This window comes from Autumnicola psychrophila, from assembly GCF_031846645.1.
GTDB lineage: Bacteria > Bacteroidota > Bacteroidia > Flavobacteriales > Flavobacteriaceae > Autumnicola > Autumnicola psychrophila.
In genome coordinates this window covers 230,197-243,086 of sequence record NZ_JAVRHN010000003.1, presented here as the reverse complement: position 1 = coordinate 243,086, position 12,890 = coordinate 230,197, and the positions used below count along the sequence as shown (strand labels likewise).

Sequence of the window (12,890 nt, the reverse complement as noted above, 5' to 3'; positions counted from 1 at the left end):
TTCAAAAAGCTCCAAATGAAGCTATTTTTAATTTTGTGCAAAGTTACTTTTTTTGCAATTGTGTGAAAGATTTTAACTCACATTTTGTGCAGGTGTTTTCATTTAAAATTAACAATAAATTAAACCTTTATCCTTTAACGAAGTGGCAATCTTCATTAGCTTTAAAATAATTCAAAAAATAAAAACTTATGAGTAAACTAGAAGGAAAAGTAGCATTTATCACCGGGGGGACAAAAGGGATAGGATACGGTGTGGCAGAGTCCCTGTTAGCATTGGGTATGAAAGTGGCTATCACAAGCCGGTCTGCTGAACGTGCTGAAGAAGCCGCGAAACAATTACAATCCCGTGGAGAGGTATTAGGAGTGGAAGCCGATGTGCGCCAGTTTGAGAGTCAGGAAAAGGCAATAAAAGAAGTTACCGATAAATGGGGGCAAATAGATGTTGTGGTTGCTAATGCCGGGGTTGGCCACTTTGGATCTATAGATGATTTAACTCTCGAGCAGTGGCAGGATACGATCGACACCAATTTAACTGGTGTGTTTTATAGTGCAAAAGCTTCTCTGGATACGCTTGAAAAATCAAAAGGGTATCTAATTACTATTTCCAGCCTTGCAGGTACTAATTTCTTTACCGGTGGGGCAGCTTATAATGCAAGTAAATTTGGTCTTACAGGTTTTACCCAGGCCGTTATGTTGGACCTTAGGCAAAAAGGTATTAATGTAAGCACTATTATGCCGGGATCTGTAGCTACTCATTTTAATGATCACACTCCAAGCCCCGAAGATAGCTGGAAAATTCAACCTGAAGATATAGGAGAACTTGTAGTAGATCTTCTAAAAATGAATCCTCGTACCTTACCAAGTAAAATTGAAGTTAGACCTTCACAACCGCCAAAGAAATAAGTTACATTTTTAAAAAGGGATTTTATAGAATCCATTCGTAAAGTCCCTTTTTTTATTCTTCCTATCGGAGTCCCGTCAAGCTTTTTCAGATGGACTTACCGAATTGCTTTCGCAGAATTCTTACTCAAAAATTTTTTTTGGAATTTAACGGCTATCACAAAAATTTTAAGAGGCTGAAATGTCAAATATTGATATAGGTTAAGTGTAGCAGTTAAACCCATATTAAAAGTTTAAAATTGGCGATTTTGAAGCGTCTAAACCTTAACTTTTATCTGAATAAAAAATAAACAAGATGAATTTAGAAGGAAAAACACTTATTATAACCGGAGCATCTAGCGGAATTGGAGAAGCGACAGCCAAAAAATTAGCTCAGGAAGGAGCAAATGTTGTATTAAGCGCGCGCCGTGAAGAGAGATTAATATCTTTGAAAGATGAAATCGAAAAGAATGGGGGAAAGGCTCTGGTAATTTCGGGAGATGTCACCAATAAAGAAGATTTTAAGAAAATTGTATCAGCAACTTTAGAAGAATTCGGAAGCATTTTTGGAATTATAAATAATGCAGGATTAATGCCACTTTCTTATATTAAGAACCTCCATACCGAGGAGTGGGATAAAATGATAGATGTAAATATTAAGGGTGTCACTAACGGAGTAGCCGCAGTTCTGCCTACTTTGATGGAACAGAAAAGCGGGCATATAATAAACATTTCTTCCAGCGCCGGAAGAAAATATTATCCTGGTGGTGCAGTTTACTGTGCAACAAAAGCAGCGGTAAAAATGTTTACTGAAGGCCTTAGAGCAGAATTAGCTCCACATTTCGGAATTAATGTAACTTCTATTGATCCGGGTTTTGTATCCACAGAATTAACAGATACAATTACCGATGATGAGATCAAGAAAGATATGGAGCCAATGTTTAAAGAATTAACGCCATTGCAGGCACAGGATATTGCAGATGCAATTTACTATTCTTTAACCCAGCCTAAAAGAACAAACATCAATGATGTTTACATTATGCCAACGGACCAGGCACAATAAAAGTATAGACTAGAATTAGAAAGAGGTTGTTTGGAATCCGAACAGCCTCTTTTTTGTTTTACATACTTTCCTCAAAACACCTAAACTTTTACAACCATTTTCCCCTTATTTTTACCTTCAAAAAGATCCAGAAAAGCTTGCGGAATTTCTTCAAATCCTTCAACTATAGTCTCTTCATAGCGTAGTTTATCCTCTTTTAACCATTCTGAAAGTTGTCTTATTGCAGGCTGAAAATCTTCGGCATAATCCCTAACTGTAAAGCCCTGCATTATAATACTATTTTTAAATAAAAAGGGTTCAAGCCGAAGTCCTGTCGGTTGCTCTTCAGCATTGTAAATAGAAATAGCACCACAATTTATTACACGGCCAAACTTATTCATATTCAATACTGCCGCATCCAGTATTTCTCCGCCAACATTATCGAAGTAAACATCAACTCCGTTTGGACAGGCTTTTTTTATTTCTTCCTGTATATTTTCTGCAGCTTTATAATTGATACCTTCATCAAATTGAAAATCCTCAGTTATTTTTTTGATTTTTTCGTCGCTGCCGGCTATTCCAACTACTTTACAACCTTTTATTTTTCCTATCTGGCCTACAATGCTACCAACAGCACCGGCCGCTCCTGAAACTAATAGAGTTTCTCCTTCTTTCAATTTACCTATTTTCTCCAGACCCAAATAAGCTGTAATACCTGTGAGACCGAGTATGCCTAAAAAAGCCGATAAGGCAGCATTATTTTTTTTTATTTTGTTAAGCCCTTTGCCATCTGAAACCTGGTATTCCTTCCAATCCAACATGCCACTTACAAAGTCTCCTTTGCTGAAGTTTTTATTTTTGGAATCCTCAACTTCAGCAACGACCATAGATTCTATTGGTTCATCTAGTTTAAAAGGAGGAATGTATGATTTTTGATCCCGCATTCTTCCTCTTAGATAAGGATCTACAGAAACATATAAAGCTTTAAGAAGAATGTCTCCCTCGCCGGGTTGCGGCTTTTCTGTTTCTTTTGTTTCAAAATCATTCAGGGAAGGTTTACCTTTCGGTCTGTTTTTCAATACAATGTATTTATTCATAACAATCTTTTTTTACTTTCTTCTAAGCTACGTTCATTAGAGAATCTTTCCAAAAGTGCCCTCACAATTAAATATTAATTTGGGCTGCCTATCGTATAAAAAAGGTTTTACTATCCAAATTTTTTCCCCGGTCTCCTTTCTTTTAAAACGAACTATCTTTGTAAATTCCGGATTTAAAAAGCAGCAGCTACTTGAAAATATTTATATCAAATTTTTTAAAAGATCTTCTAAAGTTTCTAAGGAGTACAGACTTTTCCAAAGCCATTGTACTTACGGTAGCGATAATTATCCCAATAGCACTCTTTTCATATTATTCAAACACCTTAGTAGGAGTTGTAATTGCTTCCGGTTGTCTTTTAAGCTCTCCTAGTGATGTTGCCGGAAGTTTTAAACATAAGGTTATAGGGGTGAGTTGCGCAGCAATTCTTGCCGGATTGTCTTCTGTAATATCTGGATATGCACAGGTAAGTCTGTACCTTATTATTCCGGTGCTGGGTATGCTCATGTTCGCTATCAGTTATTTGGCAGTTTTCGGCTTTAGGGCCTCGCTTATAACCTTTTCCGGACTTTTAGCTGTGGTAATCAGTTTTGCCAATCTTTCTAAAGATCTTGAAATTTGGCAAAGAGGAATTCTTATTATTCTTGGAGGATTTTGGTACCTGAGTTTAAGCTTGCTATGGGATTTTTTAAACCCAAGAAAACAAACCGAACATTTACTTGCAGGAACAATGGAGCTTACTGCAAAATACCTCCGGATAAGAGCTAAACTTTATACTGAATTTGAGCAACGGGATCAACTTTTAAAGAAATTGTTTCTACTTCAAACAGAACTGAACGAAAAGCATGAAAGCCTACGTGAAGTTCTTATAAGCTCACGAAAAACATCTGGTAATTCTAACTACGCCAGGAAACGACTGCTTATTTTCATTGAACTTGTAGATATGCTGGAGCTGGCAATGGCAAATCCCGTAGATTATTCTAAAATGGATGAACTATTAGGACAAGAGCAGCAACAATTTGAAAATATACAGGATCTGCTTAATGCTATGGCAGAGCATCTCGAACAAATCGCTTCCGCATTAAAGTACAACAATAAACTCCCGCCCAACAATCTTAAAAATGCTTTAGATAAATTACAGTCCGGGCTTCTTGCCTTTCGTGAGAAAATAAATATTAACGAAAGTAGGGAAACCATGTTGTTGCTGAGAAATCTTATTGATTATCAAGAGCAACAAGTGCAAAGGATGAACAGTATTTTTAGGATTTTGAATAATCTGGAAAGCGAAAAGAACCTTTTTATTAAAAGCAAAGAGGTCTCCCGGTTTATTACTCCGCAGGATTATGATCCTAAAATTTTGGTCGAAAACTTCAATTTTAACTCCATCATCTTCAGGCACTCCATTAGACTTGCAGTAGTTGTTATTATAGGTTTTTCAATAGGAATATTTTTCTCAATACAAAATGCTTACTGGATTATTCTGACGATTGCGGTGATTATGCGTCCCAATTATGGACTAACTAAAGATAGGTCTAAACAGCGAATTATAGGGACACTAATTGGAGGTGCAATAGCCGTTGGGATTGTTTATATCACGCAAAATGAAATTGTGTATATGGTCCTGGGAATTGGCTCTCTTACCCTGGCTTTTTCTTTGCTTCAGAGAAATTACAGGACAGCAGCAATTTTTATAACCCTTAGTATTATTTTTATTTATGCTTTACTGCAGCCCAATGTGCTAAATGTTATTCAATATAGAATTGTTGATACTCTTATTGGAGCTGGTCTTGCGGCTCTAGGGAATCATTTTCTTTGGCCATCGTGGGAAGTACACGGGATAAAAAGCTACATTCAGGAAAGTATTGCTGCCAACAGGAATTACTTAGAAGAAGTAGATAATTTTTATCATAATAAAGGAAAACTACCCATATCTTATAAGTTGGCTAGAAAGAAATCTTTCTTAGAAATGGGAAATCTTAGTGCGGCTTTTCAGCGAATGACGCAGGAGCCGAAATCCAAACAGAAAGATATTAGCAGGATATATGAAATTGTTGGCTTAAATCAGACTTTTTTATCTGCTCTGGCGTCTCTTGGTACCTATATTCAAAATCATGAAACCACAGCTGCTTCTGTTAATTTTGAAACCTTTACCAATTTTATTTCTGAAAACTTAAAATCTTCAGAAGACATATTGCAGAATAATAATCTAACAGAAGTATCCAAACTATCTTCAGAAATTGAAGGAGCAGCGATGGCACTCAAAAAAACGTATGAAGATCTCGTAGAAAAAAGAACTATAGAAATTGAGGAGGGGAAACAGAATATAGATCTCCGCATGCGACTGCAGTTGCAGGAAGCTCAACTGGTAAATAATCAGTTAAGATGGCTCGCAGATATTTCAACAAATATCAGGAAAACAGTTTCAATATCTAAGGAGGTATTACAAATATCTAAAATTTAAATGAGTAAGAGAGCTTTAAAAAAATATCTGGGTACACTTGAGAAGGAACAGTTGGAGGAGCAAATCCTGGATTTATACGAAAGATTTGGCGAGGTAAAAACTTTTTACAATTTCGTATTTAACCCTAAAGAAGAGAAGCTGGTTCAGGATGCAAAATTTAAGATTTCAAAAGAATATTTTCCTACCACTTCCAGACGTCCAAAGGCCAGAAGATCTGTTGCGCAAAAATTCATTAAGCACTTTATAAAGCTCGGGTTAGATCCCATTTTGTTGGCAGATGTAATGCTCTACAACATTGAAGTGGCCCAGGCTTTTTCTGCAGACCGCGAAATTAAGGAAGCATTTTGTCGTAGCATTTATAAATCTTTTGAAGAAGCCACTACCTTTATACTAACGAATAATTTAACTCCGGAATTTCTTCCCAGAATGCACAAAATTGAAGTAAATACTCAGGAGCAGGATTGGCCAAATAAGTTCCGGTTTGAAAAGATAATGGATCAGTTCCATTAAAAATTAAATCTTTAATTTTTGCAATTTGATGTACATTTGAAAATGACCAGATTAGTAGTTCTTCTTTTATTGTTACTTAGTTGCAGTTATTCTTTTGCACAACTCGGTTTTTGTGAAGGCAGTAAAGGAGACCCTATTTTTTACGAAGATTTTGGCACCGGGAGTGGTAGTGGCCCGGCTTTTCCTTCGGGCACAACGAGTTATTCTTACGTGACTGGCGATCCACAGGATGGACAGTATACAATTTCTGCAGGAATAGGTCAGCAAATATCTCCCTGGCACAATTCCTTACCAAACACTACACTTTCTAATGAGCGGGCATTAATTGTAAATGCAGATTTTACTTCAGGGCAGTTTTTTAAAACCGAAATTAGCGGACTCTGTGAAAATACTTCTTATGAGTTTTCAGCATATCTCATAAATATATATGACAGGCTGGATCCTATCTGTCCTAATGGTGGAATACCTATTAACGTTCGTTTTGAAATTTGGGACGAGACAGATTCTCAGCTTCTAAGAGAAGGCAGTACCGGTAATATTGCTTCTGCTTCCAGTCCGGTATGGGAACAATATGCGCTAACTTTTCAGAGCGAGGCAGGTCAGGATGCTGTTATTTTAAAAATCTTTAATAATGGAGACGGTGGCTGCGGAAATGATCTTGCCATAGATGATATTATCTTTAGATCCTGCGGCGATTTTACCACCGTTACTTCTGAAGAAAGTAACGGAAGCGAATTAGCGGTTTGTGAATCTGATGCCCCGGTAAGTATAGAATTAAAAGCAACGCCGGATTATTCCGTTTACCAGGATCATTTTTTTCAATGGCAGGAAAGTGATGATGGCGAAAATTGGCAAAATATAGCAGGCGCCACAGGAGATAATTATTTTACAGATTCTTTAAATATGTCGCGATTTTACAGGGTAAAAGTAGCTGAGGATGAAGTTAACTTAGCAAATAATCTCTGCAGTTCTGCTTCTGAAGCTTTTTATGTTACTATTGTAAGTACTCCGGAGGCTCCTGTGAGCAATGGAGATCAGTTTGTATGCAGTGGAGAGCCCATACCCGAGCTTTCTGTGCAAATTAAAGAGGACGAAACGGTAAATTGGTATGATGCAGCCACTGGAGGCAACTTAATTGCTGAAAATACCGTTTCTTTTACACCGGAAAGAGCAGGTATTTATTATGCTGAAGCAAAAAAGACAAATTTTGATTGTGAAGTGAGTGTAAGAACTGCTGTTGAGCTTACTATTTATGAAGTGCCGGAAGTAGAGGACGAAAATTGGCAAATTTGTGCAGGCGCTTTGCTTACGCTGGACGCTGGTGTTCCAGGAATGTCTTATAACTGGTCAAACGGGGAAACTTCACAGTGTGTCACCGTAGATAATCCCGGAAATTATAATGTTCAGATTACTACTGCTGATGGTTGTGAAATAAACAAGAGTTTTCAGATTATCCCTACAGATGTCGCTGGAATATCAGACGTTGTTTCTGATGAAAATACTGTTACGGTGGTACCGGCAAATACAGGTACTTTTGAATATTCGCTGGATGGTTCAAGCTTTCAAGATTCTAATATTTTTACAGGAATCCCCAGCGGAATTTACACTGCATATGTAAGGGATATGAGTGGCTGCGCCACAGTTTCACAGGAATTTCCGCACATCGTTGTACCTAAATTTATTACTCCTAATAACGATGGCTATAACGATACCTTCAGTTTAAATGGATTAAATTATTTTCCTTTTTCAGAAATCAGGATATTTAATCGTTTTGGAAAGTTGTTGAAAATCGGCAACGGGGAAGACTTTTCCTGGAACGGAATTTTGGAAGGTAATGCATTGCCCGCTTCAGATTACTGGTATCAAATCACTATTGAAGGATTTAAAACAATTAAGGGCCATTTTAGTCTGGTGCGCTAAACTTTAAATTTCAACATCGGGTCCTGCAGGTTCTAATTGTGCAATTCTCTGCGAATTAAGCACAACAAGTACCATAGCTGCAAAAAGGATCAGCATAATAGTGCTGAAACTTATTCCCATGTCAATCATAAACCCCACAATTAATGGTCCCAGGGCTGTACTTAATACCATAAACATTGAAAAAACACTTCTTATAGCACCCATTGTTTTAATTCCGTAGATTTCGGCAATCACAGCTGTTTTTACTGTTCCTGCCATTCCACTGGTAATTCCTGCCAAGACTAAAAATAGGAGTGCTCCTATAATACTTTCCATAAAAGCAAAAGGTAGCAGACCGATATTCATTGGAATAATATAGAATCGAAACATTTTTTTAGCAGAGATTTTATCTACCCAACTTCCCCCAAGCAAAGAAAAAATTAGTCGGGCTATAGCATAAACTGTGAAAAAGGTTGCGTAAAGCTGTGGAGACCAGCCTTTATCTTCAACAAAAACATACTGGTAAAAGAATATTGCCGTATTCGTAAAACCTAAAATAAAGCTGGCGGGCATCATAATTCCAAATCTTTTATCAAGTACTACGTTCTTATAGTCTTTTAAGAGGGAAAAAGTAGAAGGTCGACCCTCTGAAGACAGGTCCTGATCAAACTCTTCAAGATTTGTAAATTTTAATTTAATTAAATAAAGTAAAAGTGCCACACCACTCACAATTGCTGCAATACGCCAGTCAAAATAAGCTATGATAGAAGCTATAATTATGGGGAAAATAGCCTCACCCATAGAATATCCTAAAGAGGAGATACTTAATGCTTTTCCGCGATTTTCTGTAAAGCGTTTAGACATAATGGTCATACTAATATGGCTTAGCAGGCCCTGTCCACATAATCGCATTCCAATAAGAGCTACAAACAAGAAAGCAATATGATAAGAAAATCCAAGAATAATACTTGAAATTGCGAGGCATACGACAGTAAATGCAGTTACTTTTTTAGCAGGTTTATGATCTACGGTATGGCCAACGCTCAACATGATAACGGAGGCAGCAACGGTACAGGCAGCATAAATAGCTCCAAAACTACCTTCAGAAATAGCAAAGGCATTAACGATCTCCGGAACATATAAGGAAATGAGGAACGTTTGTCCAAAACTTGATAGGAAAGTCAGAAGCCATCCAAAACTGACTTTCTTGAAGTTACTTTTTAAAAAATTATAGTATTCTTTCAATTTTGTTTTTTCAGAAATGCAAAGATACTATTACATGATTTGCTAAAAAGAAAAGTTCTTAATATTTACAGATAAAAACCAGACATGTTTTACCGACCAGAATTAAAAAAGCCACCCTTTTGAGGTGGCCTGAAAATTACTAAACTGTTACTTTCCGGATTTATCCATCTTTTCCCCTTGTTTTTGAGGAGCTTGTTTTTTGTCGGAATCTTTTTTCTTTGGATCCTGTTTTTTGGGTTTGTCTGCCATGATTAAAATATTAATGGTTAATAAAAATATCTATAATAAATTTACGCGGAAAGCGATTTGAGTGTATACACATTGGCAAATAATTAACTCAAAGGAACTTAAGATAAAGGAGGTATTCTTAGACAACCATATCTATAGCATTTATTGAAATAAAAAGGAGATTTCATTCGCTATTGTTTATTTTTGATTTTTAAACTTAAATTCCGGTAATCAGTGGCTGTAATAAATAAACAATCGGTAATTGACCAAATTCAGAAGAATAAAAGGAATCCTCATCTAAAGTTTCGTATTAAGGAGAAAACAGAAGAATTTACCCGTACGCTTTTTTATACGCTGTTTGATAATGACACTCCGGTTCCGGAAAATATTAATTTACTGGAAAAGCTATTTGAAGAACTGGCAGACCTTGTTTGCTGGTCTCCAGATAAACCCTGTAGGGATATCTGGTCAGAATATCTGGAAAAGTTACCCGAAATTCTGAGAAAATTAAACGAAGATGCCCGTGCAATGGCCGTTAATGATCCTGCTGCAAATTCTATAGAAGAAGTTTATCTTTCTTATCCGGGTTTTTACGCTATTGCAATTTACAGGTTAAGCCATGAATTTTACAATTTTGGACTCCCACTTGTTCCGCGGTTAATGACAGAGTTCGCCCACCGTTTAACAGGTACTGATATTAACCCGGGGGCAAAAATAGGAACTCCTTTTTTCATCGATCACGCTACGGGAGTTGTAATTGGGGAAACTGCAATTATAAAAGACAATGTAAAAATTTACCAGGGAGTTACGCTTGGTGCTCTTTATGTCGACCGTAAAATGAGAAGTGTAAAACGGCATCCTACCATAGAAGAAAATGTTACTATTTATGCTAATGCCACAATCCTGGGAGGAGAAACCGTGATTGGTGCTAACAGCATAGTAGGAGGAAATGTATGGCTAACTGCTTCTGTTCCTGCCGATTCAATGATTTCGCACAACCCCCAAATTAATATTAAAAAAGCAGCTCAAAAATGAATGAATCAATCATAAAATTAATTGGAAACACTCCGCTTGTAAAAGCAAATACGCTGGTTCAAAACCCTAAAGTTGAGCTTTATTTTAAATTAGAAGGACAAAATCCCGGAGGTAGTGTAAAAGATCGTGCGGCGTATTTCATGATTAAAAATGCGCTGGATAGGGGAGAAATTAGAAAAGATACTAAGCTTATTGAAGCTACCAGCGGAAATACCGGAATTGCTCTTGCAATGATTGCCGGAATTTTCAAACTGGATATTGAACTTGTAATGCCGGAGAATTCTACCATAGAACGAGTGCAGACGATGCGAGCTTATGGTGCAAAAGTGACGCTTACAGATGCCGATGGTGGTATAGAAGGAGCAAGAGATTATGCTGAAGATAAAGTAAAAGAAGGAAATTTTTTTATGTTTAATCAGTTTGGCAATAATGATAACTGGAAAGCCCATTATAATACTACCGGACCTGAAATTTGGAGGGATACTGACCAAAAGGTGACCCATTTTGTTTCCTCTATGGGAACAACAGGAACCATTATGGGAACTTCTACTTATTTAAAGGAACAAAACAGTAACGTCCAGATTGTGGGGGTACAACCCACAGATGATTCCAGCATACCTGGTATCCGTAAGTGGCCGGAGGCTTACCTTCCAAAAATTTTTGATGCGAAAAAAGTAGACAGAATCCTGGAAGTAAGTGAAGATGAAGCCAAAAAGATGACCAGAACCCTGGCTACAGAGGAAGGTATTTTTGCAGGTATGAGCAGTGGTGGAGCAGCCGCCGCAGCCGTTCGCCTTTGTGAGGAAATAGATGAAGGTCTCGTTGTAAGTATTATTTGCGACAGAGGAGACCGCTACCTGTCATCTGATTTATTTAAATAAGGAAGATCTGCTTATAACAGAATCTTCCTTAATTTCAGACCAATCTAATTAATAATTATACAAAATTAATTTACTGCCAGGGCATCACTGGGTCTCTTGTCAGAAGTGTTAGTGGAATAAATTTTCAAGCGTTGCTTTTCATTATCATTTTCCACGACAATTTTATAATAACCCTTATCAATTTTCTCTCCTGTTCCTCTGGCAATAAACGTGCTCCTGGTAACGTCCCAGCCTGCATATTTTCCGAAAATCTCATTTCTCACTTCGTAAGGCAGGGACATTTCTGTAAACCGCTGTAATGTCTTAATCAAATCGCCACGAGAATTGTAATGAGCTCTTAAAAAACCTTTCCGGCTTTTGAAATTAACCTGATAAGAGTCAAAATCTCCCATTAAATTACTACTGAGATATTCCTTCATCTTGAAATTTCTGCAGATAAAGCCAATTGCATCCATTTCGAATTGGTTGTCATATTCTTCTGCAATAATAAATTCGTTACCTCCCTGGAAATCAATCGGGATAGTGTTATTTTGCGCATTAATCTGGGTTTCTTCCAATTGGATAACCTGTGCCTGTGTACTGAACAGGAAACCTGTCAGTAATAGTAATGTAATTGCAATTTTCATGATTGGTAGTTTTTAAGTGAATAATAAAATTACCAGTATAACTTACTACTGAAAACTACCTAAGTAGCACATAATCAATATTTGACATTTTTATTCATGGTTATTTTCCTTTTTAAGAAATTCAATCAAAATACCAAGATCAATTATTTGCAGGTTTTCTCTCGAAGTATGGATCGAACCATTTTTCTTTAATTTCTGAATCTGCCGGTTAACCACAGCACGTGTAGAACCTATAAGATAAGCAATCTCCTTGTGGGAAAGATCATTGATTAATTCCAAATTTTTAGAATCTTTATTGACGTTCCTAAGGAGGAGTTTTACTAACCTGGTTGAAATGTTAGCAAATATTATATCTGATATATAATTCTCCATCCTACGCAGCTTTTTACCTGCATAGAACAGCAGGTTTTTATAATATTCCGGGTGCTTTTGGAACCAATCATGCAGATTTTCCATGGGTACTTCCAGCACTTTTACCTCGTCCAGACTTTCGTAATATACCTTGTGCTCTAAACCATCGAGAAGACAGAAAAGATCCATAAAGTCTCCCTTGTGCAAAAGGAATAAAGTTACTTCTTTAGAACTTGTTTCATCGAGCTGATACATCTTTACCCTGCCACTAATAATAATATAGAACTTACAGAGAAACCTGTTCTCATCTACTAAACAGGTGTTCTTAGGCCATGTTTGCTCCTTAAATAATGAAATCAGGCTGTTAAACGTAAGGTCATCCATATTTTCAAGAAGATGGCAATTACTTAAGCTTTTGCGGTAACGCTGGTAATCAGTGTCTTTATTCTTCATTTTGTAGGGTATTTAGTAAGGAGGAATGGGGGACTATTTTGATGTAATAGCTTAAAGAGTAGAAAATTGGAGGCGATATTATAGTGCTGATTACGTTTAATTTACGAAATATTTTGGAAGCCTCATACACAAAAATTAAAATCTTATTTTCTACAAAACATTTTATATTACTTTAAAAATCTGTTA

The 12,890-nt window shown here is 36.7% G+C and carries 11 protein-coding genes; 7 read left to right on the top strand and 4 right to left on the bottom strand.

Features of this window, described 5'->3' with window-relative positions:
• The first annotated feature begins 188 nt into the window (after positions 1-188).
• Complete coding sequence (locus tag RM541_RS05345; RefSeq protein ID WP_311499186.1) at positions 189-902, top strand: SDR family oxidoreductase; 714 nt, start codon at positions 189-191, stop codon at positions 900-902.
• A gap of 292 nt (positions 903-1,194) precedes the next feature.
• On the top strand, positions 1,195-1,941 hold the full coding sequence (locus RM541_RS05340) for an SDR family oxidoreductase (protein ID WP_311499185.1): 747 nt from the start codon (positions 1,195-1,197) through the stop codon (positions 1,939-1,941).
• An 80-nt stretch (positions 1,942-2,021) separates the two neighbouring features.
• Here the strand turns inward: RM541_RS05340 and RM541_RS05335 are convergent, their stop codons facing one another.
• On the bottom strand, positions 2,022-3,017 hold the full coding sequence (locus RM541_RS05335) for an NADP-dependent oxidoreductase (protein ID WP_311499184.1): 996 nt from the start codon (positions 3,015-3,017) through the stop codon (positions 2,022-2,024).
• Positions 3,018-3,208: 191 nt separating this feature from the next.
• Between RM541_RS05335 and RM541_RS05330 the strand changes: the two genes are divergently transcribed.
• Genes RM541_RS05330 through RM541_RS05320 form a run of 3 tightly spaced genes read left to right on the top strand, consistent with a single transcriptional unit; the run spans position 3,209 to position 7,906 of the window.
• Complete coding sequence (locus RM541_RS05330) at positions 3,209-5,476, top strand: FUSC family protein (protein WP_311499183.1); 2,268 nt, start codon at positions 3,209-3,211, stop codon at positions 5,474-5,476.
• Complete coding sequence (locus RM541_RS05325; RefSeq protein WP_311499182.1) at positions 5,477-5,986, top strand: DUF6155 family protein; 510 nt, start codon at positions 5,477-5,479, stop codon at positions 5,984-5,986.
• 42 nt (positions 5,987-6,028) lie between these two features.
• Positions 6,029-7,906 carry a T9SS type B sorting domain-containing protein gene (locus RM541_RS05320; RefSeq protein ID WP_311499181.1) on the top strand — a complete coding sequence of 626 codons (1,878 nt, stop codon included), beginning with the start codon at positions 6,029-6,031 and terminating at the stop codon, positions 7,904-7,906.
• Between the two features lie 3 nt (positions 7,907-7,909).
• Here the strand turns inward: RM541_RS05320 and RM541_RS05315 are convergent, their stop codons facing one another.
• Positions 7,910-9,130, bottom strand: a complete 1,221-nt coding sequence (locus tag RM541_RS05315) for an MFS transporter (protein WP_311499180.1) — start codon at positions 9,128-9,130, stop codon at positions 7,910-7,912.
• 471 nt (positions 9,131-9,601) lie between these two features.
• Here RM541_RS05315 and RM541_RS05310 point away from each other — a divergent pair, with 471 nt between their 5' ends.
• Complete coding sequence (locus tag RM541_RS05310; RefSeq protein ID WP_311499288.1) at positions 9,602-10,393, top strand: serine O-acetyltransferase; 792 nt, start codon at positions 9,602-9,604, stop codon at positions 10,391-10,393.
• Positions 10,390-11,274 (top strand): cysteine synthase CysM, encoded by an 885-nt coding sequence (gene cysM, locus RM541_RS05305; RefSeq protein WP_311499179.1) that lies wholly within the window; start codon positions 10,390-10,392, stop codon positions 11,272-11,274. The genes RM541_RS05310 and cysM overlap by 4 nt, the downstream gene beginning before the upstream one ends.
• Before the next feature lie 65 nt (positions 11,275-11,339).
• Here the strand turns inward: cysM and RM541_RS05300 are convergent, their stop codons facing one another.
• Both RM541_RS05300 and RM541_RS05295 read right to left on the bottom strand, forming a co-directional pair.
• Positions 11,340-11,900 carry a hypothetical protein gene (locus tag RM541_RS05300; protein ID WP_311499178.1) on the bottom strand — a complete coding sequence of 187 codons (561 nt, stop codon included), beginning with the start codon at positions 11,898-11,900 and terminating at the stop codon, positions 11,340-11,342.
• Positions 11,901-11,990: 90 nt separating this feature from the next.
• A complete protein-coding gene (locus RM541_RS05295; protein ID WP_311499177.1) occupies positions 11,991-12,704 on the bottom strand; it encodes a Crp/Fnr family transcriptional regulator in 714 nt (237 codons plus the stop codon).
• Positions 12,705-12,890 lie beyond the last annotated feature (186 nt).